The organism is Komagataeibacter europaeus (assembly GCF_002173515.1).
GTDB lineage: Bacteria > Pseudomonadota > Alphaproteobacteria > Acetobacterales > Acetobacteraceae > Komagataeibacter > Komagataeibacter europaeus.
The window spans coordinates 3,381,810-3,403,805 of record NZ_CP021467.1 but is presented as its reverse complement, the minus strand read 5'-3'; the positions used below and the strand labels follow the sequence as shown (position 1 = coordinate 3,403,805).

General features: G+C 58.9%; 17 protein-coding genes. 8 read left to right on the top strand and 9 right to left on the bottom strand.

What is annotated here, in order from left to right; translation table 11 throughout:
- Positions 1-248 precede the first annotated feature (248 nt).
- Positions 249-1,727, bottom strand: a complete 1,479-nt coding sequence (locus S101446_RS15650; RefSeq protein ID WP_087608758.1) for a mannose-1-phosphate guanylyltransferase/mannose-6-phosphate isomerase — start codon at positions 1,725-1,727, stop codon at positions 249-251.
- A 316-nt stretch (positions 1,728-2,043) separates the two neighbouring features.
- Here S101446_RS15650 and S101446_RS15645 point away from each other — a divergent pair, with 316 nt between their 5' ends.
- Positions 2,044-3,375: a UDP-glucose dehydrogenase family protein gene (locus S101446_RS15645; RefSeq protein WP_048850048.1), complete on the top strand. Its 1,332-nt coding sequence runs from the start codon at positions 2,044-2,046 to the stop codon at positions 3,373-3,375.
- A 162-nt stretch (positions 3,376-3,537) separates the two neighbouring features.
- On the opposite strand, the gene S101446_RS15640 is transcribed toward S101446_RS15645, so the two are convergent.
- The 4 genes from S101446_RS15640 to S101446_RS15625 are packed head-to-tail and all read right to left on the bottom strand — an operon-like array spanning position 3,538 to position 8,011.
- On the bottom strand, positions 3,538-4,503 hold the full coding sequence (locus S101446_RS15640) for a glycosyltransferase family 2 protein (RefSeq protein WP_087608757.1): 966 nt from the start codon (positions 4,501-4,503) through the stop codon (positions 3,538-3,540).
- Complete coding sequence (locus tag S101446_RS15635) at positions 4,500-5,699, bottom strand: glycosyltransferase (protein WP_087608756.1); 1,200 nt, start codon at positions 5,697-5,699, stop codon at positions 4,500-4,502. The genes S101446_RS15640 and S101446_RS15635 overlap by 4 nt, the downstream gene beginning before the upstream one ends.
- Positions 5,696-6,856, bottom strand: coding sequence for a glycosyltransferase (locus S101446_RS15630; protein WP_019086740.1), 1,161 nt, complete (start codon positions 6,854-6,856; stop codon positions 5,696-5,698). The genes S101446_RS15635 and S101446_RS15630 overlap by 4 nt, the downstream gene beginning before the upstream one ends.
- A gap of 45 nt (positions 6,857-6,901) precedes the next feature.
- Complete coding sequence (locus tag S101446_RS15625; RefSeq protein WP_087608755.1) at positions 6,902-8,011, bottom strand: GumK N-terminal domain-containing glycosyltransferase; 1,110 nt, start codon at positions 8,009-8,011, stop codon at positions 6,902-6,904.
- A gap of 317 nt (positions 8,012-8,328) precedes the next feature.
- Here S101446_RS15625 and S101446_RS15620 point away from each other — a divergent pair, with 317 nt between their 5' ends.
- From S101446_RS15620 to rfbD, 5 genes are all read left to right on the top strand, one after another.
- Entirely contained in the window at positions 8,329-9,507 is a 1,179-nt protein-coding gene (locus S101446_RS15620; RefSeq protein ID WP_019086738.1) for an acyltransferase family protein, read from the top strand.
- Between the two features lie 13 nt (positions 9,508-9,520).
- Positions 9,521-10,852 carry a polysaccharide polymerase gene (locus tag S101446_RS15615; RefSeq protein WP_087608906.1) on the top strand — a complete coding sequence of 444 codons (1,332 nt, stop codon included), beginning with the start codon at positions 9,521-9,523 and terminating at the stop codon, positions 10,850-10,852.
- 44 nt (positions 10,853-10,896) lie between these two features.
- Positions 10,897-11,874: a glycoside hydrolase family 5 protein gene (locus S101446_RS15610; protein WP_087608754.1), complete on the top strand. Its 978-nt coding sequence runs from the start codon at positions 10,897-10,899 to the stop codon at positions 11,872-11,874.
- Between the two features lie 45 nt (positions 11,875-11,919).
- Entirely contained in the window at positions 11,920-12,477 is a 558-nt protein-coding gene (gene rfbC / locus S101446_RS15605) for a dTDP-4-dehydrorhamnose 3,5-epimerase (protein ID WP_019086735.1), read from the top strand.
- Between the two features lie 163 nt (positions 12,478-12,640).
- Positions 12,641-13,525 (top strand): dTDP-4-dehydrorhamnose reductase, encoded by an 885-nt coding sequence (gene rfbD, locus S101446_RS15600; RefSeq protein ID WP_087608753.1) that lies wholly within the window; start codon positions 12,641-12,643, stop codon positions 13,523-13,525.
- Between the two features lie 8 nt (positions 13,526-13,533).
- On the opposite strand, the gene S101446_RS15595 is transcribed toward rfbD, so the two are convergent.
- A complete protein-coding gene (locus S101446_RS15595) occupies positions 13,534-14,259 on the bottom strand; it encodes a hypothetical protein (protein ID WP_087608905.1) in 726 nt (241 codons plus the stop codon).
- Positions 14,260-14,842: 583 nt separating this feature from the next.
- On the opposite strand from S101446_RS15595, the gene S101446_RS15590 reads away from it, so the two are divergent.
- Together S101446_RS15590 and S101446_RS15585 are read left to right on the top strand one after the other, a co-directional pair.
- Positions 14,843-15,916, top strand: a complete 1,074-nt coding sequence (locus S101446_RS15590) for a DegT/DnrJ/EryC1/StrS family aminotransferase (protein WP_244184307.1) — start codon at positions 14,843-14,845, stop codon at positions 15,914-15,916.
- A gap of 43 nt (positions 15,917-15,959) precedes the next feature.
- Positions 15,960-17,348, top strand: a complete 1,389-nt coding sequence (locus S101446_RS15585; protein ID WP_087608751.1) for an aminotransferase DegT — start codon at positions 15,960-15,962, stop codon at positions 17,346-17,348.
- 324 nt (positions 17,349-17,672) lie between these two features.
- Here the strand turns inward: S101446_RS15585 and S101446_RS15580 are convergent, their stop codons facing one another.
- The 3 genes from S101446_RS15580 to xylB all read right to left on the bottom strand — a co-directional run bounded on the left by S101446_RS15580 (position 17,673) and on the right by xylB (position 21,779).
- Positions 17,673-19,040, bottom strand: a complete 1,368-nt coding sequence (locus tag S101446_RS15580; protein WP_019086888.1) for a sugar porter family MFS transporter — start codon at positions 19,038-19,040, stop codon at positions 17,673-17,675.
- Between the two features lie 33 nt (positions 19,041-19,073).
- Positions 19,074-20,201 carry an L-dopachrome tautomerase-related protein gene (locus S101446_RS15575; RefSeq protein ID WP_087608904.1) on the bottom strand — a complete coding sequence of 376 codons (1,128 nt, stop codon included), beginning with the start codon at positions 20,199-20,201 and terminating at the stop codon, positions 19,074-19,076.
- A 108-nt stretch (positions 20,202-20,309) separates the two neighbouring features.
- Complete coding sequence (gene xylB, locus S101446_RS15570; RefSeq protein WP_087608750.1) at positions 20,310-21,779, bottom strand: xylulokinase; 1,470 nt, start codon at positions 21,777-21,779, stop codon at positions 20,310-20,312.
- Between the last annotated feature and the right edge of the window lie 217 nt (positions 21,780-21,996).

Sequence of the window (21,996 nt, the reverse complement as noted above, 5' to 3'; positions counted from 1 at the left end):
CACTACGCCGGAATGCGGCTCCTCAGTCCAGAAATATTGCGAGTATTTTTGGGCAAAAATATGTCACGACATCAATACATGATAATAATTCCAAAATCACATATTATTCATGGAACCAAAAATATCCTGCAAGTACGTTATTATAACGTAACGATATGAACGCATATCCAGATACCAGGGCAGCACAATGAAAATCGATGGTCATGCGCGAAACCCGCACGGGCAACGCGCATGCGCCGACATTTTCCCTACTGTCGGCCGTAAGTATCCTCAAAGCGGACGATATCGTCCTCCCCCAGATACGGACCTGACTGGACTTCGATCAGGGTCAGGGGGATACGCCCCGGGTTTTCCAGCCGGTGCATACACCCTAACGGCAGATAGACACTTTCGTTTTCCTGCAACATAAGTTTTTCTTCGTTCCGCGTCACGATCGCGGTCCCACTGACCACGACCCAGTGTTCGGCACGGTGGAAGTGCTTCTGCAGTGACAGTTTCTGGCCCGGATACACCACGATCCGCTTGACCTGAAACCGTTCGCCCTGAATCAGCCCTTCGTAAAAACCCCAGGGCCGGTAACAACGATTGTGAATTTCGGCTTCCGCCCTGTTGGCCTTCTTCAACTGTGATACCAGCGCCGAAACATCCTGCGCATAATCACGATGAATCGCCAGGACCGCATCAGGCGTGACCACCAGCACGATATCTGTCAGGCCCGCCACAGCGGTCAGCATGCCTTCGCTGCGCACGTAACAGTTATGGGACTGTTCCAGCACGACATCGCCCACGACCACATTGCCACAGGCGTCCTTGTCGCCCAGTTCCCACAATGCATTCCAGTTGCCGACATCCGACCAGCCCAGATCGGCAGGGATCACAACGGCACGGTCCGTACGCTCCATGACCGCATAATCGATGCTGACATTGGGTGAACGCAGGAAGGCCGTGGCTTCCAGCCTGCGGAAGGTCAGGTCGTTTTCACTGCCAAGCAGGGCATGCCGCACGTTTTCCAGTACATCGGGTTCATGCCGTTTCAGCTCCGCCAGCATGACGGACGCGGAGGCAAGGAACATGCCCGAATTCCACAGGTATCCCCCCTCGTTCAGCATTTCGGTCGCATGCAGGTGGTCGGGTTTTTCAATAAAGCGGGCGACACGGTACACGCTGTCATCCGGGTGACCGGGATGCAGGGGCGCGCCAAGGCGTATATAGCCATATCCCGTCTCTGGCACGTCGGGTTTCATGCCGAATGTGACGATGTACCCCTCCCGCGCCACGGTCGATGCCTTTTCCAGAACCGCTGGCAGGCGCTCGGGATAACGGAAAACGGCATCGGCGGCCATGATCCACAGAAGGGTTTCGGGATCATCCTGCGCCGCCAGCAGCGCGGCCGCCGCAATTGCCGCGGCTGTATTGCGCACGGCGGGTTCAAGGATGATCCGCCCGTCCTCGCACCCGTTTTCGCGCAGTTGTTCAGCGACAAGGAAACGGTGCGCGTTATTGCAGACCACGATGGGCGGCGCGAATGTCGTGCCGGTGGCGCGCTGCAATGTTTCGCCGATCATCGTGCGGCTTGATGCCAGCGCCCAGAACTGCTTGGGGTGGCTGGCACGCGAAACGGGCCATAGCCGTGTTCCCGTGCCACCGGACAGGATAACAGGCGTGATGGTCCGGTTACGGGATTCCGGCACGGATACGGTTACATCCGTTGCTGTCATAAACGTCATGATCGTGACTCCGTCCTGCGTGTTTCATGCTGCACGTATCCGCCGTTTCCCCAAGGAAACGGAACCGGTCATGTCGGACATTGATGTTGCGGGATGCACTTAGCGGGAATTTTTTTGTCAAGAATGTGGTGCTCAAACATATTTTCGTCGTGATCATGCCCTTGTGTTGCATCCGCATGACATCTTCCGGGTTACGGAACATGCACCCCTTATTACTTTTGGTTTTATTCAACCCGCTTTTGAAAGCTCTAGGTCGCAGCCTGTTCCGGACAGCAGGCCGCGATACGGAAACAGGGAGGTCCCGGTGCGAATTGCTATGATTGGTGGAGGCTACGTTGGGTTGGTCTCCGGTACATGTTTTGCGGAATTTGGCACCGATGTTGCCATTGTCGAAACCAACCCGGACCGCCTGACCGCCCTGCGTGAAGGGCGTATCCCGATTTACGAACCCGGCCTGGACCGCCTGGTTGCAGAAAACGTGGAAGCCGGGCGCCTGACCTTTGGCGACGACATGGCCGCCGCGGTCAAAGGGGCGGACGCCGTGTTCGTGGCCGTAGGCACGCCGTCGCGCCGGGGCGACGGACAGGCGGATACAAGTTATGTTTACGCCGCAGTAGAACAGATCGCGCGCGCGGCGGACGCCTATACCGTCATTGTCACCAAATCGACCGTGCCCGTTGGCACGGGGCGCGAGATTGCACGCATCGTGCGCGAGACGCGCCCGGACCTGGAGTTCGATATCGCGTCGAATCCGGAATTCCTGCGCGAAGGCAATGCGATTCAGGATTTCATGCGGCCTGACCGTGTCGTTATTGGCACAGACCAATATAAACCGGGCGGTACGGAACGCGCGCAGACGATCCTGCGCAAGCTGTACCGGCCACTCTACCTGCTGGAAACACCCATTGTCTTTACGGGGCTGGAAACAGCGGAACTGATCAAATATTCCGCCAATTCGTTCCTCGCGATGAAAATTACCTTCATCAACGAAATCTCGGACCTGTGTGAAAAGGTTGGCGCCAACGTCAATGACGTGGCGCGCTCCATCGGGCTGGACGGGCGTATTGGCAAGAAATTCCTGCACCCCAGCCCGGGCTTTGGCGGTTCGTGTTTTCCCAAGGATACACGCGCACTGACCGCAATCGGGCGTAATGCGGGATCACCCGTGCGCCTGATCGAAACCACTGTCGCGGTCAATGACCAGCGCATGAAGGACATGGGCGAGCGTATCATCGCCTTTGCCAATGGGGATGTGCATGGATTGACGATCGGGGTGCTGGGACTGACCTTCAAGCCTGAAACCGATGACATGCGCGAAGCGGCTTCCATTCCCGTCCTCGACATGCTGGACAGGGCGGGCGCACATATCCGTGCGTTTGATCCCGCCGGCATGACAACAGCACGTCCGGTGCTGCCGCAATCCGTTACCTACTGCACGGATGCGCTGGATGCGGCCAGAGACGCCGACATCCTTGTCGTCCTGACGGAATGGAATGAATTCCGCTCACTTGCACCGGAAAAACTGGCGCGGGAGATGAAGGGCCGCAAGATTGTGGACCTGCGCAATATCTGGGATCCCAAAACCATAAAGGAAGCGGGATTCGAATATATCTCACTCGGGCGGCCGGACGCGGTACGGTCCCACTAATCACAACGAAAAGATCCGGGCCATGCATGCATGGCCCGGACAGATCATGACGACAGTTCTTCAGGACTGTTTAAGAAACCTTCGCAAGAACGCCATCTTTTTTACAAAAGGCGGCACCCGAACACCCTAATTTTCATTCATCAATATAATTTTCTCTGGCAATCAGGAATGACACAACCTGCGCCTGAGTGCAGCCGCTATCTGCCGGATCATGGCAGGCAGGAATGCCGGACGCCGCATGATACGCCGGCAGATCGCCCCCACCGCCCCCGAACGCAACGCCACGGACACAAAATAGGAATCATCCAGCCGCTGCAATCCGGCCGCACGCTGGCGCAGCAGGGCCACCAGTTCGGGGTTGTTGCAAATACGCGGATCGCGCGCCAGTGCCAGCGCGCCATCATGCATGTCACGATACGCAATGGTCGTGCGCGACATGCCCGATGCCCGCCCGCTGACACTGCCCTGGCGCTGCGTATAAAGATACGTGGCGTGATCGATCAGGAAAAACCGGCCGCCTGCCATAAGGAAGGCGATCATAAGCAGGAAATCCTCCCCATGCCGCACCACGGGGTCATACCGTATGCCATGGGCAAGCATGAATTCCCGCCTGAAAACAGGCTTGAGCAACCCCCAGTCAAAGCCTTCCCCGCCCGATCGGTTATGGGCGATGTAATCACGCAGGCCAATGGGCGTGCGCGGTACCTGCCCCGCCCCCATCGCCCGGCCCGTCACCTGCCCCGCCATGGCGTCATAATAGGCCAGGTCATCCGCCACCGCGTCACAATCCCCGACGGCGGCGCGCGCCATCAGCACTTCCAGTCGGTCGGGAGCAAAGGCGTCATCCGCGTCAAGAAAGGCAATCCAGTCGCCCCGTGCGGCACCCAGCCCTACATTGCGGGCAACCGATGGCCCCCCGTTATACGGCGTGGACATGACGCGGATACTGCCATGCGCGCGCGCCAGCCTGTGCAGCAGGTCTGGCGTACTATCCGTTGAACAGTCGTCCACTATGATGATTTCCAGCGGCGCATGTGTCTGTTCCAGCGCGGAACTGACGGCGCGCATGATGAAAGCCTGTGCATTATAGGTGGTAATGACCAGACTGACGGACATGGAAACGTTCATGGGATGCGTCCTGTCATACTGTCGTAAATGTTTTCCAGTGTCGTCGCCCAGCGGGTAACGTCATGCTTCTGCGCCACGAAAACGGGACCGGCGGCGGACATGCGCGCAGCCAGATCATCATCGCGCAGCACATCCAGCAGGCGCGCGGCCAGCGTCGTGACATCCCCTTCAGCAAAGGCAAAGCCTGTCTTGCCGTCGATAATGCCCTCCGTCGCCCCGCCCCGCGCCGATGTCACGACCGGGACGCCGCAGGCCTGGGCCTCCAGCAGGACCAGGCCCATGCCTTCCGCATCGCCATTGGCGGCGGTGACACTGGGCAGGCAGAAAACACGGGCCTGTGCCAGCAGCGGCTGCATTTCGGCTGCTGAATACCGGCCGTAAAACGATACGCCCTCCATCCCCGCGGCAAGGCTGGTCAGCATCGCACGTTCAGGGCCATCACCGGCAATGACCAGTTGTGCATCAGGCAGTTGCGCGCGCACGGTGCGAAAGGCCTCGATCAGGTAGCGGCAACCCTTTTTTTCAACCAGCCTGCCCGCAAACAGGATAACCGGCGCACGCCGGGCGACCGGCTGGCCGGTCGGGTGGAAGCGATGGACATCAATCCCGATGGGACAGACATGGATACGCTGTTCCGGCAGGCCCGCACGCAGTGCCGCCTCGCGTATGCTGTGGGATACGGCGACAAAACTGACCTGCGGCCGGGCGGCCAGCAGTTTCAGCCTGCGCGGATAGGCACGCCATCGCCGTCCCCCGCCACCTGATGCAAACCAGTGCATATGCGTGGTGATGTCCGATCCGTGCAGGGTAACCAGCAACGGCACATGCAGCGCGCGCGCCACGGGCCATGCCTCCACCCCGTCAAAACCGAAATGGGCATGCACCAGTGCGGGGTTTACGGCACGCGCCAGTTTCATCATGCCGGGCACGGGACGTTCCAGATAACGCGACCCCATGCCAATCAGGCGCTGGAAGAACGTGGGCGGCCCATCATGCAATGCCCGGACGGCCATGCCATCCAGCGGCAACTGGCCCACCGTACGCTCCCCGATCAGGACTGGCCGCCAGCGCGTCAGGGCACGGGCCTGATCACGCACGAATGTTTCCGACCATGGCAGGATCTGCGTTCGGTAGATTGCGACACAGGGCCTGGATGCCCCGGGAACGGCTGTCCCTGCCTGTGGCAGCATTTTCATGCCGCGACGGCCTGCACGGGGGCGGCCTGGGACATGGGCGCGTCATGGGCGCTGCCGCGATGGCAGGCACGATCGGTGCGCGATGATTCCCGGCCGAACCGGCGCACCAATGGCGCCAGCAGGACGCCCAGCACGAAATCCTTGTACATGGCGCGGTTGCCGAAGGTCCAGAACGAACGTTCGCTATATCCCCCTTCCCGCACCAGCTGGACAAAGGCCGCGATACGGCGTGGCAGGGTGCCCGAACAGACTTCGGCGCGCAGGATATAAAGCGGTTCCAGCCCGCGCCATGCCTCGGCGGCGACACGGGCGCGGTTACGCATGGTTTCTGACCATGATGACGTCTGGGCCAGATCGGCAAACATCCTGCTGTCCTGCGCTGTCATGCGGGCAAGGTAGCGATAGGTATCGGCCCGGTCTTCCAGCCGGTAACGCCAGCGATCCACGAATGTCGGTCTGGTGCGCTTGCCCGACCCCACCGTATTGCCACCATGCAGCCGGTATTCCGTCAGTTCGTCATCCAGATAGACAATGGTGCCCACACCCGATGCGACAAGGAAGAAGAACAGGTCATGCCCCATTTCCTTGCCCGGGTTGTAATGGTCGCCCATGCGGGCCCACAGGGCGCCGGCGGGCTTCAGGTCCGCGCGGAATGTCTGCATGAAACCATAGGAAAAACACCATGGCTGCAACGTCAGCGGACGCGAAACGGGGGGAACGGGCGGGGTCGCATAAAAGGGTGATATGGGCGCGCGCCGTTCATTCACCAGATGCGCGTTATGGAAGACCATCAGCACATCCGGGTCGTTCATGAACGCCTGACGCACACGTTCCAGATTGTCGCTTTTCCAGAAATCATCCTGGTCGCAGAAGGAAATCAGGTCGCCTGAACTCAGGGTGACCGCATGCATGAAATTGCCCTTGTAGCCAAAGCGTTTCGCATTGCGGTGGATCTGCACCGGAAAGGGCGCGGTGCGGGCAAAATCGGCCACGATGTCCAGCGTGGCATCGGTCGAACCGTCATCCGTCACGACCAGTTCGGCGGGCAGGCACGTCTGTGCCGCCAGACTGTCCAGCTGTTCGCGGATATGGGCGGCCCCGTTATAGGTTGCCATGACAACCGAAATGCGCGGTCCGTTATCACCTGCCTCAGTCATGTTGTTCGCTCTTTCCTAATACGTTACGCAGGGACAGGCCTGCATTCAGACATGCGTGTCGGGATAGGCTTCGGGGGTCAGGATACGCTGCACGATTTCGGGCCAGCTATGGGCGTCAAGCTCGATCACGTCCGATGCATGCAGTGCCGCATCAATCGCGCGCCCGATGGATTGTGCATCCCCCGGCCGGTACCCATACCGCCCGGCCGTGTCATTCAGTGCAAAATCGGGGCAGACGGCGGGAATGCCAAACAGCGCGAACTGCCGCAGCTTCAGTGACGTATCCAGCAGGTAACGCGGCGTATTGGCGTCACGATAGGGCGCGACGCCAAAACTGGCGTGCTGGAGATAGGACAGCGTGCGTTCAAACGCCATTTCGGGATGGATGATGATATTGTCCGCCACCAGGCCGTCCGCCGCACGCCCCGCACCGATAATATGGAAATCGATGTCCGGCCGAAGTGACGCCGCGATCTGGAAAAAGGTCCGGTCAAACAGCATCGACCCGATCGAGACGCAACTGGTCCGACCGGGCGTATAGGGATTGGGATAGATTTTTTCGGCAATGCCGCGATCAATGCCATGCGGCGCGAAAACCGCCGAACGCGCGTGGGGCAGACGGTCAAGCAGGTAGCGCGAGGGCATGCGTACCGTGTCGATCATGTCGAAATTTCGAACGAAATCATTCTTGATGGTATCCGCACAGCCTACGACTTCCAGATCGTCGGACATCAGGTAAATAATGCGGGCGGACGGATTAAGTTTCCTGACATCGGCGATAAATATCGGCGCCATGCCCGATTCAATAAAAACAGTATCGGCACGCCGTATCCATTTTCGCGCAATGGCGGGCAGCATCTGGCGATAAAGCCAGAACAGTCCGCGTTCCACCGGCGCCAGCGCCGCGCGGCGCATGTTGAACGGGTGCCATTTCATACGCCACAGGTAACATTCCACGCCATCCACCGTTTCCACCCGGTTGGCGCGGTCCGCAAGGCTGGCGCGCGTATCGCCACGTCGCAGCGACAGCGCGCTCAACCCGATGGACAGGAAGGCGGTCGGGCCACGGCGCGCCATCTCCGCTGCGATGAAATGGACACTTGCCTTGCGCAGACTCCTGAAATCATGGACGGAAATAAACAGGGAGCGCGTCATGGAACTATAGTCTCCTGCCGTGCGCCACAGTGGCGGCAGACCGCATGCGCATGGCGCGCGGCCCCGGGGGTTCATGTCGATCTTGCAATTATGGCCGGACCAGCGCGCGACCCCATTTGCGTTGCGCCAAATCCACAGTGTGATTGCGGCAGGATCATGACATGATCGTGCCGTGATAAAGGCGGCGGCACAAAGAATTGTGTGGGCACATTTTGCATGTTTTCTACATTTATATTCTGATACGCTCTGCCGGCCATAACAGAATCACTGTATTGCCTTCACCACGCCATGCCATTCATGCACCGGGGGAACCGACGATGTCGTCTGTGACGGAAACTTCGGGAACGGAACGAAATTATCTGCACCAGTTGACATCCCTGCGCGGTGTTGCATGCCTCGTGGTGCTGTTCGGCCATGCCATACAGGTTTTTCGGTACCAGAACCCGCAACGCACGGGGGCACGGGCAGCAGTGCATGACATCGTGACCTACGCATTCAACGCGGAAGCGGCGGTGGTGCTGTTCTTTGTACTCAGTGGATGCGTCCTGTCGCTGTCATTGCGCAAATACACGCACCTGACGGGCCGGATTGTTGGCAGTTTCTATATCAAGCGTGTGTTCAGGATCTATCCGCTGCTGTGGTTTTCCATCGGACTGGCCATCGCCAGCATGGTCGTCGCGCGCGGATGGGTTGGCGACGGGGTCTTTGTCGGCTGGCTGTCGCGTAATCTGCAGACACCCGTATCCGTCCGCAACACCGTCATGTCGGTCGCGGGCGTTTTCACCCGTTATAACGGGCCGATGTGGTCATTGCGGGTGGAACTCATGTATTCCGTGGCCTTTCCGTTCCTGTTCTGGCTGGTGCGCGCGCCACGGCTGCGGGTAGTTACGCTGACGGGCCTTGCAGCCATCGCCCTGCTGCCCCTGCCGCATGAGGTGGGCACGGTCTTTGCCCTGTCCTTTGGCGTCGGCGCCCTGATCCCCCTGCTGCCGACAACACTTTCCCCCCGCCACGGACTTTATGCGCTGCTGGCGCTGGTTGTGCTGCTGTATGACCGTTATGCCCTTGCCGGGTCGGGCCTGCCCGAACGTATCCCTGACATGATTGAAACGGTCGCGGCCTTCATACTGATCCGTGACCTGTATGCATCGGGACGGCAGTACCGCGTACTGCTCAGCAGGCCGGTCATTGCCATCGGGGAACTGTCCTATGGCATTTACCTGCTGCACCTGCCCATCATGCTTATGGTGTTCAGCGTGGCGGGCCATGTCGTGGGGACCGCCGCCCTGCTGGCGCATCCCTCACTCACCCAGGCGGGGCTGGGGATCATGACCGTCGTGCTGACCACGGCACTTGCGGCCATGACCTATAACATACTGGAACTGCCCCTGCATAACCTTGGCCGGCGGCTGGGCAACGCACTGCTTGTCCAGTCGTCCCCCGCCCGTCCGGTTTCCCCGCGACAGGGTGCGGATACACATGCGTCACGCGTCTGATACGGGAATTGCCATGTCTGCTACAGCGCACGCCCACCTGCCCCACCGGTCCGTAGCCGGCGCACCCGCCCTGTCACGGGTGGATGGCGTTTCGTGGCTGGTGGTGGCCGGGGCAATCTTCAACCTTGTCCTGTGTTTCATCAACACACGCCATGTCATCACGGTCCGCAGTTCGGAAATCGTGCTGTGCGAACTGGTCATCATCTTTCTGGCGTTTATCGAGGTACGCAACACGATTTCCCCTGCCGTGGTGCGCATTACGGGCGTGATGATCTGTTTCGAGATCGGGGCCAAGCTGATCAATCCCCGGCTGGACATGAAGATCCTGCATGACCTGGCCATTGCCTATGTCTTTTACCAACTGGGCACCCGGTCCACCCTGCGATCGGGTGAGCGCACCATGTGGGTCATGATGGCCATGATCATGTTCGTCGGCTTTTTCGAACTGCTGTTCACCAACCTGTTCGGCACGATATTCGATGTCTGGACCTATTACGTGAACAAGGGCGTCATCAGCAGCAGCACGGTCAATTACAGCAATACGAACCTGTTTATCAGCGGGAACCGGGGGGCGGCCGCATCCCGTACGTTTTTCCAGTCCGTATTCGGATCCCACCGCGTGTCATCGCTGTTCCTGGAGCCGGATTCACTGGGCAATTTCTCGGCCATCGGGTTTGCGTGGTGCCTCAGTACAAACCTTGGCTCCCGGCTGCGGCATGCGTTCCTGTTCTTCCTGTCCGCGCTGTGTTTCGTGCTGGCGGATTCGCGCTTTGCCTCGGGCTGCGCGCTGGGCATGATCCTGTTACGCATGACACCGCTTTACCGTTCACGCTTCGTGGTGTTCGCCATGCCGGTCACGGTGATGATGGGCCTGATGCTGCAGGGCGCCAACCATGAAATGCCCGGAATCCTGCCCTCCATCATCGGGGACAACTTTTCCGGCCGACTGCTGTTTTCCGGCCGGCTGCTGGATTACTGGAACCTGTCGCAATGGTTCGCCATGGCCCCGTCGCAGGTTTACACGGCCGATACGGGTTATGCCTATATCATCAACAACCTTGGCCTGCCGCTGACACTGTTCCTGCTGGCGCTGTTCACCCTGCATCCGGCGCGAACCGAAGCCGCCGTGTCGATGAAAGCGATGATTTCGCTTTATTTTTCAACATCCCTGTGCATCGGCGCATCGGTCTTTACCATCAAGACGGCGGCGTTGCTGTGGTTCCTGTATGGCACGACCAACAGCGTCGTTGCGCCATCGGAACCCGAAGCCAGGGAAAAGGCGCCTGAACGCCTGAAATCATTCCGTTTCAACCGGCTTATGCCCACAGCGGAGCATATCGCATGACATTATCCCCATCTTCCCGCTTATGTATCTGGCCATGTGGCGGCATGATCGCGGCCGCCCTGACACTTTCCCCGGTCCCGCACGCTGATGCGCAGACATATCGCGGCGTAAACCTTGCGGGGGCTGCCTATTCCTCCTCCAAGCTGCCGGGCCGTTACGGGTATGACTACCTTTATCCCAAACCTGCGGAAGTGGATTATTTTACGGCGCAGGGCATGAACACATTCCGCCTGTCGGTATTGTGGGAACGTCTCCAGCCAACCCTGAATGGCCCGCTGGATGAAAAGGAACTGCAGCGTGTGCAGCAGTTCATTGCCTATGCGCAGGGCAAGGGTGCCACAACCGTGCTGGATATCCATGATTACGGGCGCTATCGCGGGCAGGAAGTCGGGTCTGCTGGCGTGCCGGATTCAGCCTTTGCCGATTTATGGTCGCGGCTGGCGCAGGCGTTGGGCAACAATCCACATGTCCTGTTCGGCCTGATGAACGAACCGCAGCAGCATTCGGCCGAGGCATGGAAAAATTCGGTGCAGGCCGCGATTGACGCCATCCGCAGGGCTGGCAGCCACAATGCCATCCTTGTGCCCGGCATCGGCTGGGACAGTGCGCAGGGTTTCCCGAAGCTGAATGGTGACGCGCTGGGACAGTTGCACGACCCTGACAACCGTCTGGTTTATGAAGTGCATGAATATTTTGATCCCGATGCATCGGGCACCAAGCCGGCATGTATTTCACAAGACCAGGCCCTTGCACGCCTCCAGCCCTTTACCGACTGGCTACATGCCCACAAGGCACACGGTTTTCTGGGGGAATTCGGCGTCAGCCGCCAACCGGAATGCGTCGCCCTGCTCGGGCCCATCCTGTCCCACCTGCGGGACAATGCGGATGTGTGGGATGGATGGACCTATTGGGCGGCGGGGCCGCTATGGGGCAATTACATGTTTACGCTTGAACCCGACCATGGCCAGGACCGCCCCCAGATGACGGCCATTAAGCCTTTCCTAAACCACACCAAGCAATAACGCGGACAGGACCGCCACCGCCCGGACAGAAGAACAGGGAATCCCATGGACATACAGACATTTAACATCGCGGGCATGATTCTGCTCACTCCGCCGCGTTTTGGTGATGAACGCGGCTATTTTTCAGAAACATTCAATGCGGCCCGCATGAAGGAAATCGGCATTTCCGGCCCCTTCGTGCAGGATAATCACAGCCTGTCATGCCAGCGCGGCGTGGTGCGCGGGCTGCATTGCCAGCTTGCGCCCCATGCACAGGGCAAGCTGGTCCGCTGCACCCGTGGCAGCATATGGGATGTAGGCGTGGATATCCGCGCGGGATCACCCACCTTCGGTCAATGGGTGGGCGCGACCCTGTCAGCGGAAAACGGATCGCAGTTATGGATCCCGACCGGGTTTCTGCATGGTTTCTGCACATTGAGCGAAAATGCCGAGGTGCAATACAAATGCACCGATTTCTGGGACCGTGACTGCGAACGGTCCGTGCGCTGGGACGACCCGCTGCTGGCAATCGACTGGCCCGTTTCGGAAAAGGACGTGATCCTGTCGGAAAAGGACGCTGCCGCCCTTCCCTTTTCCAATGTTGATGACTGGTTTCATATATAAAAGGGGATCAGAAGGACGTTTTTGGCAAAGTTTTCTTCAAACAGGTCTAGGAAATGCGCCTGTTTGAAAAATTCTGGCACCCAAAACGTTTGTTTTTCCCATCAATAATTTGTTTTCAAACAATCTCCTGTCCCGTTTCATATGAAAGAAGAAGCAGCACGTGATGCATACGCAATCAATCCTGGTAACCGGGGGACATGGACAGCTTGCCACGGCGTTATCCAGCCATGACGGTGTGATACGGGTCGGGCGACCGGATTTCGATTTTGACCGACCCGATACGATTGATGCCGTCATCAAGACGCATGACCCGTCCATAGTCGTAAATGCCGCGGCATGGACCGCCGTGGATGCCGCGGAAACGGACGTGGACGGGGCACGGCGCGCCAATCATGCCGGCCCCGCGCGCATCGCCGCGGTCTGTCGCGAACTGGATATTCCGCTGATCCATATTTCCACCGATTATGTTTTCAGTGGAGATAAAGGCAGTCCCTACGTGGAAACGGATCCGGTTGATCCCCGATCGGTCTATGGACGGACCAAGGCGGACGGTGAACAGGCAGTGCTGCAGGCGCAACCTGACAGCATCATCCTGCGCACGGCGTGGGTCTATTCGCCCTATAACCGCAATTTCGTCCGCACCATGGTCGAAGCTGCGGCCCGACGGCCGACCCTGCGGGTTGTCAGTGACCAGATTGGCAACCCGACCAGCGCCGATGCGCTGGCGAATGTCATCATGCATATCATAGGACAGATTCGCGATACCGGATGGAAACCGGATTACGCCGGAATCTATCATGCAGCAGGACAGGGTCAGGCAAGCTGGTACGATCTGGCGTGCATGGCGGTCAATGCCGCAGCCAGGCGGGGCAATCCGCAACCCGTCATGGAAGCCATTGCCACCGCCGACTGGCCCACACCCGCAAGGCGGCCGCCGGATGCGCGACTTGACTGCACACGCCTGCGGCAGATGTTCGGTTGTGCACCCGGTCCGTGGGAACCTGAAGTCGAACGCGTTGTGGAAAAATTACTGTCACAGGCGGCATGACCCTTCCCTTACGGATTACCGCATATCTGTCGCAGCCGCTCGGCCGCACGCAGCATGGCGGCACGGTACAGTTGCCGCCGTGATACGGCATCGGGAAAACGGCGCAGTTCACGCCGCAACATGCTGCCACGCATAAAATAATGACGCACGAAATGCGTCTGCCGCAGCAGGCTTGCAATATACCTTTTCTGGTCGAGGACAGGGTGAAGGAAAGTATGCCCGCTCTGTGGCAGCACAAGGTCCGTTGACAGTATTGGCGGGAACCAGGAATAGCGCGAAACGTCACCATACCGCGCCAGGGGAATGAAGGTCAGGTCCGCCGCCGCCACTTCGGATGCGACAAAGGCCTCCCCCAACGGCCAGAAACCCGTTTCATCCATATTGGCTGACATCGCCCGTCGCCGTTGTGCCAGATGGGTCAGGGCACGGCGGGAAAAAAACGAAATACAGTTCAGCGATGCCCGCAACTGCCCCGCGGGATAAATACCCGTATGGAAGCGGTGCCAGTACCATGTCGGCCCCGCATCCAGGGGATGGGATACGAAATCCGCCTCATCCGCGATCATGTCAGCCAGCAGGCGGGTACCATCGCCAGCAATACAGGCATCATATTCCACGAACAGATAATAATCATAATCCGGAATTCGGGACTGCACCTGATAATGGGTGTAATCGGCGTTCCACCATAACAGGCTGCCTTTTTCAAACCGGTTGGCAAATCCTAACGCCAGCATGTCTGCATTACATGTGCGCAGTACACGTTCATATGGAATGGTTCCCGTAAAACCATTTGTTTCATCAATAGAGATAAAAATATCGTTTTCAGGAAATGTTGATTGCAACCGTTGCAACTGTAGTTGCACGAAGCTGTCCCATGCGTAGGTCTTCAATACAATCGCACATTTTTTTTTCGCAATCACGCCGTTCATCCCGTATCACTGGGTTACATCACAAACAAAATAACACCAGGCCGTTTTACTTATTCCATGAATATATCGTGTAAACGGGAACGATTCACAAATCATGAAATTGCATGAATTTTCCACGTTATTTTAAAATATCGTATGTTTCGGTCCCGCATAGTAATCACATAAACGTGTGGTAAATAATATATTTATATTTGCATTGAATGTACACAAATTATCTGCTTTTAACTTAATACGGTCGTTGCGATGCGCCATTTTCCTTCATCCGCCAGACATCATGTTCAGGTCGCCTGTTTCATGAAACCGGAATACAGAAATGTCCTATACGGAAATATCATTCATTCGTTCAAATATTCCGAAAATAAGCCAGTTGGCCGATGGCATTATCGCAATGGAAAATTCCGGCATCTATACCAATTACGGTCCGATCAACCAGAAATTCGAAAAACGTCTGGTCGAACAGATGTTCAGTGGCGTGGGCCAGTGCGTCACGGTATGCAACGCCACGATCGGATTGATGATGGCACTGAAATACGCGACACGCCACAAGGACACCCGTGTCGCGCGTTATGTTCTCATGCCATCCTTTACTTTCGCAGCGGCGGCGCATGCCGTGTTGTGGGCAGGTTTCACGCCACTGTTCTGCGACATCGACCCTGCGGACTGGATGGCGTCCCATGCGGCGGAAAATGAATTACTGCAGGAATACGGTGAACAGATCGCAGCAATATTCCCCTATGCCACGTTCGGGAATGCAACCGATATCAACCATTATACAAGACTGGAAAAACAGACAGGCATTCCCGTTGTCATAGACGCGGCGGCATCCCTTGGCGCCCATGACGCATCGGGACAGGGATTCGGGACCGGTTCGCCGCATGCCATCGTATGTTCCCTGCATGCAACAAAAACAATGGGAATCGGGGAAGGCGGTTTCATCTACGCCAACAACCCCGATATGATCGAAGCCCTGCGTGCTATGGGCAATTTCGGCTTTGGCAAGATCCGCCACGCCACGATGCCCGGACTTAATTCCAAGCTACCCGAAATCGGGGCGCTGCTTGCCCTGTCGGGGCTGGACCATCTGGAAAGCGTGGTTGAAAAGAAGTGCCGCATAGAACAGATGTACTATGATCTCCTGCCTGGTTTCGGCTTCCAGCGACAGCGCGGCGCGCGCATGTCCTATCAATTCCTGCCGGTGCGCCTGCCACCACGATATGCGCCACACCGCCATGCGATACTTGCCCGCATGAAAGAAAAGCGGATCGGCACATCGACCTATTTTTCCCCCCACCTGTATGAACAGAGCTATTTTGTCGCCCACTGCAAGGCAGGCGACCTGCAGGCGACCGACGCGCTTGCCTCTTCCATTGTGTCCCTGCCGTTATGGCATGAAATGACGCCGGAAATGGTACGTTACGTGTGTCAGGAATTCCTGGCTGCCTGCCACGCCACAGATATGTAAGCCCCCGTTCCTTGCCACCCATGGAAAACGGATACATGCAGTCATGTCCACAGATACAACAACCCCAGTCCTTATTGCCGGTGGCGGCCCGGCCGCCATTGCCGTCCTGCTTGCCGCATCACGCATAGGCGAACTGCCACGCCTGCTGGATGAAGGCCTTGTCCTGGTTGAACAGGGGCCGCATATCGGTTCGGGCATGCTGGGGCGATATGTCATCAATTCCGACAGCGCGGCCGAAACATTTGTCGATGCGATAACCGACAATCCGGTACCCGAACTGGCGCGCCTGACCCATCACCCGCTGGTGGAAATGATACGCAACCATGGGCGGCTTCCGCTGCCGCTACGTGTTGTTGCGGATTTTCTGGATATCGTGGGACAGGTGCTGACAACCCTCATCACCGCCCATCCCGCGTCACGGGTCCTGACCGGGTGGCAGCTTAAAAGCCTGCACCAGAACGTGGATGGCAGGTGGCGGGGCTATCTCATCTCCAGCGATGGGACACATACGCAACACATCATCGCCAACAAGATCGTGCTGGCAATGGGCGCGCACCAGCCGGAACAACGGCTTCATGATGAAATGGTGGGAGAAGCCCCCCTGCTGCCCCGCCATGCAGGCAGGGTCATGCAATCCGACGACCTGCTTTCCCCCGATGGCATTACCAGATTACGCGCCATGACGGCAGGACAGGACAATCCCAGGATTGCCATTATCGGCGGTGCCAGCAGTGCGTTGTCGGTCGCACGCGTCATAATGCGCGACATGGCGGACCGCATCATGCCAGGCAACCTGACGCTGCTGCACAAATCCCGCCTGAAGCTGTTTTACCGTACGGCGGAAGAAGCCGTGTCGGACGGATATACCGAATTCCATGCCGATGATATCTGCCCGGTCAGCCAGTTTGTGTACCGCTTTGGCGGCCTACGTTATGATTCGCGCGATCTGGCCATGCAGTTGATGGGCATTGCCGGCGCCCCGCCCGAACCCCGTCTGCGCGACGTGCAGATAACGGATGACAATCATGCGGAAGCACAGGCCATTATAGATAATGCCGACGCCATTATCGCCTGTTTTGGCTACCGCCCCCGCCGTATCACCATAATCGACGCGCATGACCATCCGATCGCCCTGTCCGCTGATGCCGCCGATGGCTGCCTGACCGGTCCGGAATGCGGTATCCTGAATGCAGCGGGACAGGAAATTCCGGGCCTGTTTGGCCTGGGACTGGCATCGGGTTTCCGCCCTACCGGGGCGATGGGGGGCGAAGCCAGTTTCCGCGGGCAGGTCAACAGCCTGTGGCTATGGCAGACCGCCATTGGGGAGAAGATCCTCCATCACCTCCTGCCGCCCGAAACGCCACTGCTTGTCCCCACGCCACGCCTGCGCGCGCCAGTGCTGGAACCCGCGCGCGGGCATCTCCATCCCTGAACATCCATGTTGTCAGGGACTGCTTGAAACAGCCTGCTGATCATAAGGAAGTTTTCTGGTGAAGCTTTTTTCAAAACGCTTCGAAAGAACACCGCCTTTTTCTAAGAGACTGTTTGAAAACAAGTAATTTATAAAAAATAATAAAAGTTTTTGGGTGCCACCTTTTTTCAAGAAGGTGGCGTTCTTCGAAGCTTTTTGAAAAAAGCTTCACCAAAAACTTCTTTATGATTGCTGAATGTTTTCCGGGCTAACTTTTCAAACACTCTCTAAAAAGACGACAACCGGAAACCTCTATCTGTCTATTATTCATCTTCAAACAGCGTATCAGGTCAGGCTGTTGAACGTGCCCGCCTTAAGCGCCGCTTCGATTTCTTCCAGTGACCGTCCGCGCGTTTCGGGCACATAACGCCATACAAATGCAAACGCGATCAGGTTGATTGCGGCATACATCCAGAACGTACCTGCTGCCCCCAGCGCCTGCACCAGCGACAGCGTGGTCAGGGAAATCAGCAGGTCCGCCGTCCAGTGCGTCGCCGCCACTAGGCTCATGCCCTTGCTGCGGCACGACAGGGGATAGACCTCCGCCCCCACCAGCCATATGGCGACAGACAGGCTGCCCACATTGAATATGGCGTAACAGACCACGGCTGCCGCCGTTATCCATGTATTGATGCCGTGGGTTGACCCGATGGCAAACATTGTTGCCAGCACCATAAGGGAGACAACAGCACCGGGAATAAGCCGCAGCAGCAGCCTGCGCCGTCCCCATGCATCTACTGCCCAACTGCCAAACGCGGTGGACAGCACCATGGCGACCCCGATGGCAATCGAGGTCAGCAGGGCCGAAGCCTGCCCGAAGCCGACACCTGCGAAAATGGTCGGTGCATAATACAGCACCGCATTGATACCCGTAATCTGGCAGAACAACGCCACCCCGACCGATGCAATCACCGCCGGGCGCACCCATGGCTGCAGCAGCGCGGACCACGGGGCCTGTTCATCGTGCATGGCGACAATGGAATCCAGTTCCGTCCGCGCCGCCTGCGGGTCACTGCGCAGGCGCTGCAGCACCTCGAACGCACCTTCAAGGTTTCCCTTCATGGCCAGCCAGCGCGGACTGCGTGGCAGGACCGACATGCCGACAAACAGGATGATGGCAGGCACGATGCCAAGCCCGAACATCAGCCGCCATGACTGATTCCGACACAGGTACCCCGCGATAAAGGACACAAGGATGCCAGACACAACCGCAAGCTGGAACAGGACCACCATCTGCCCGCGTTTTTCACGTGGGGCGATTTCCGCGATATAGACCGGCACGATCTGCGAACACATGCCCACCGCCAGCCCGAGTATGAACCGCGCGCAGACCAGCACCACTACCCCGGGCGACAGGGACGCGACCAGCGTGCCGACAATGAACACAAGGGCCGCGAACATGATCATGTAGCGCCGCCCCAGCCGGTCCGACAGCGGGGCCGCCACAAGGCAGCCCCCCAGCGCCCCGGCCACGATGGCGGATGTCACGATCTGCTGTCCCAGTGTGCCCAGGGTGAAATCGGCGGTGATCTGCAGCAGGGCTGCGGAAATGATGCCGGTATCATACCCGAACAGGAGGCCGCCCGTGGCGGCGACCCCCGCAATCAGGTTCACGATACCGGATCCATGGGCGGTCTGCCTGTCATGCGCCATTATTATGCGTTCTTTCCAGCTTGCCCTTCAGGCTTATTTCAGGGGAATGCGCACCACCAGCCATGGCCGCTCTTCCATGTCGTGACCGTCATGGAACACAGGCAACCGTCCCCACTGGCCGACCGTCAGCCACAGGGCGTCGTCCTTCAGGGTCAGTCCATCGGGGGCGATCAGGCGCGGATCATGCGCGACAACGGACAGATGGCCGTCCGCCGTCCGGCGCAGCACCGCGTGGCGTTCGATATCCGTCAGGTACAGGGTATTGTCCGGGCCAGTGGCCATGCCATCGACCACGGAATCCTCCCCTTCGTCACGCACGACGCGTTCCAGTTGCGCAGGCTTGACGGCAGGGTCGGCCAGAAGGGCCGTGGGCGCGCTGTAAAGCCTGCGGCTGGACAGGGGCTGCCAGTACAGGCGGCTTGAATCCGTGCTGAGCGTCACGCCATCAATGCCCCCCTGTCCCATGGCCGGGTGCGCCATGTCATAACGCAGCATCTGACCGTCCAGTTCCATGGCGAAGCCCGGCTCCGCACGGGTCGATGGGGCGTTTTCCAGCACCCGCCGCGCATGTCCGGTTGCGATGTCGACCACGATGATCGCCGGATGATCCATAAGCGAGGTGTCACTGACATAGGCGGTGCCCTGCGCGCCATGCGTCATGTCCACACGCACGTCATTGACATGGCTGTCAGACCGTGTCGCACCAGCGCCCAGCGGTATGGTCGCCACGATCTGCCCGGTATGTCCATCCAGCCCGATCAGCGACGGGGCGGCCGGTGTCTTCTGTCCGGCAACGATCCCTTCATCCACGATCCACAGCCGACCGGTTGTATCCACCGTCATGCCAAGGGGGGAGACAAAGCGCGCCTGCGTCGCCTCATCGGGAAAGGCGATGGCCTTGCCTTTGTTCAGCACGCCCAGACGCGGTCCCTTATGGTCGGCGGCGCTGCGCGGGAAAGCCAGTACAATACGCCCATCAGGCAGGGTTGCGATGCCCGATGGCTGCATGTCGTAAAAGCGCGCGACAACGCTGATATTGCCCGACGGGGCCGCGCCATGGTCCACGCTATCGCGCGCAACCGCCGCCACGGGGGGCAGAAGCCCCAGCACGGCGGCTGCACATGCGCTGTATAATGTCCTGTTGAATAGGCCTGTTTTCATAATGCTCTCCGTTCCCCTGTTCATGCCGATATGGGCGACATGGTCGTTACAGGCTATAACAGCCTTTTCCCCGGTCGGGACATGCCACAGGCATGACACGGCACCCATTCAGGTGGCCTGTGCATCCATTGCGGAACGAAGGGCAGGATAAAGCCTGCGGTAAAACGCCAGTGGCGCGGCATAGGCGTGGGCCAGTTCAGGATCGGGATCCAGTGTTTCCTCGCGCTGCTGTGGCAGGCACACGGCGTCCACCGCTTCCCCCGTGACGGCGATGCGGGCCAGGCGGGCGGCGCCAAATGCACCCCCCTGTTCCCCATGCGCCAGCCGGTGCAGCGACAGCCCCGTGACACTGGACAGGATGGAAACCCATGTGCGGCTGTTGGATCCGCCACCGATCACGTCCGCCTGCGTCACGATAGAACCGGCATCCGCCAGCGCATCCACCACGTCGCGGAAGGAAAAGGCGACACCTTCCAGCACGGCCTGCGTCATGTCCGCACGGGTGGTATTGTGGGACAGGCCGGCAAACATGCCACGGACCCGCCCGTCATTATAAGGTGTCCGCTCACCCGACAGATAAGGCAGGAATACAACAGGCGACGGCCGCGTCACACGCGTGGGCAGTTCCGCCAGCAGGTCGGGCTCCGCCATGCCGGTCGTGCGCGCCCACCACGCCAGCGAAGACGCAGCCGACAGCGTCACCCCCATCTGGTGCCACGTATCGGGCACGGCATGGCAGAAAGCATGGATCCCGCCCTGTGGATGCGGCCGGAACCGGTCGGTTGTCACCCACAGCACACCCGATGTCCCCAGCGACAGGAAAGACGACCCTGCCCTGACCGCCCCCAGCCCCACGGCGCCCGCGGCATTATCGCCCGCGCCCCCCGCCATGACGGGGCGCGCTTTCATCCCCCACCGGCGGGCCAGCGCCGCATCCAGCACGCCAGCCGGTGCCGTGCCTTCCACCAGGGCTGGCATGTCATCACGCCGCAACCCGGTCGCCGCCAGCGCATCATCGGACCAGCAGCGACGTCCCACATCCAGCCACAGCGAACCCGCTGCATCCGACATGTCCTCGATCATGTCGCCGGTCATGCGGTAACGCAGCCATGCCTTGGGCAGCAGGACATGGCGGGTGGCGGCGAAGACCGCCGGTTCATGCTCCGCCACCCATAACAGCTTGGGCGCGGTAAAGCCCGGCATGGCGATGTTGCCGCATATTTCACGGCTATGGGGAAACCTGCGTTCAAATTCCGCGCACTGCGCCACCGCGCGCACGTCATTCCACAGGATGCATGGACGCAGCACGTCACCATCCCGCCCCAGCAGGACCGCGCCATGCTGCTGACCGGACAGGCCCATGCCCGTAACCTGCGCCATTTCGGCCGGGTGCGCTGCCGCCAGCGCGTCCATGGCGCCCAGCAGCGCCGTCCACCAGTCCTGCGGCGCCTGTTCATTCCAGCCCGGCCTGGGGGAACTGACACGCAACGGATATGAATGGCTGCCTATTACATGCTGGTTGCCGTCAACCAGAACGGCCTTCAGGGCGGACGTGCCCAGATCAATTCCGACAAACATTATTATTATTCCCGCGCCGTAACTGGTTTTCCAGTCTGGCTGTTCTTGCTTTGCCGCTTTGTTATGCTCCAAGTGAATACACATTGGGGGTGGCGTGGCAAGTCCGGGCGGCACACCTTCTGGTGACCTGCAATCACGGAAAATTTTTCGTAATACGAAACATTACAGGTGGAAAGGGAACCATATCCACTATGGTTTTTTATGCGTAACAGTTTCC

Coding starts and splice junctions, on each gene's coding strand:
- S101446_RS15650 (WP_087608758.1), bottom strand. CDS start 1,727: ATGACGTTTATGACAGCAACGGATGTAACCGTATCCGTGCCGGAATCC.
- S101446_RS15645 (WP_048850048.1), top strand. CDS start 2,044: ATGATTGGTGGAGGCTACGTTGGGTTGGTCTCCGGTACATGTTTTGCG.
- S101446_RS15640 (WP_087608757.1), bottom strand. CDS start 4,503: ATGAACGTTTCCATGTCCGTCAGTCTGGTCATTACCACCTATAATGCA.
- S101446_RS15635 (WP_087608756.1), bottom strand. CDS start 5,699: ATGAAAATGCTGCCACAGGCAGGGACAGCCGTTCCCGGGGCATCCAGG.
- S101446_RS15630 (WP_019086740.1), bottom strand. CDS start 6,856: ATGACTGAGGCAGGTGATAACGGACCGCGCATTTCGGTTGTCATGGCA.
- S101446_RS15625 (WP_087608755.1), bottom strand. CDS start 8,011: ATGACGCGCTCCCTGTTTATTTCCGTCCATGATTTCAGGAGTCTGCGC.
- S101446_RS15620 (WP_019086738.1), top strand. CDS start 8,329: ATGTCGTCTGTGACGGAAACTTCGGGAACGGAACGAAATTATCTGCAC.
- S101446_RS15615 (WP_087608906.1), top strand. CDS start 9,521: ATGTCTGCTACAGCGCACGCCCACCTGCCCCACCGGTCCGTAGCCGGC.
- S101446_RS15610 (WP_087608754.1), top strand. CDS start 10,897: ATGATCGCGGCCGCCCTGACACTTTCCCCGGTCCCGCACGCTGATGCG.
- rfbC (WP_019086735.1), top strand. CDS start 11,920: ATGGACATACAGACATTTAACATCGCGGGCATGATTCTGCTCACTCCG.
- rfbD (WP_087608753.1), top strand. CDS start 12,641: ATGCATACGCAATCAATCCTGGTAACCGGGGGACATGGACAGCTTGCC.
- S101446_RS15595 (WP_087608905.1), bottom strand. CDS start 14,259: ATGCTGGCGTTAGGATTTGCCAACCGGTTTGAAAAAGGCAGCCTGTTA.
- S101446_RS15590 (WP_244184307.1), top strand. CDS start 14,843: ATGGAAAATTCCGGCATCTATACCAATTACGGTCCGATCAACCAGAAA.
- S101446_RS15585 (WP_087608751.1), top strand. CDS start 15,960: ATGTCCACAGATACAACAACCCCAGTCCTTATTGCCGGTGGCGGCCCG.
- S101446_RS15580 (WP_019086888.1), bottom strand. CDS start 19,040: ATGGCGCATGACAGGCAGACCGCCCATGGATCCGGTATCGTGAACCTG.
- S101446_RS15575 (WP_087608904.1), bottom strand. CDS start 20,201: ATGAAAACAGGCCTATTCAACAGGACATTATACAGCGCATGTGCAGCC.
- xylB (WP_087608750.1), bottom strand. CDS start 21,779: ATGTTTGTCGGAATTGATCTGGGCACGTCCGCCCTGAAGGCCGTTCTG.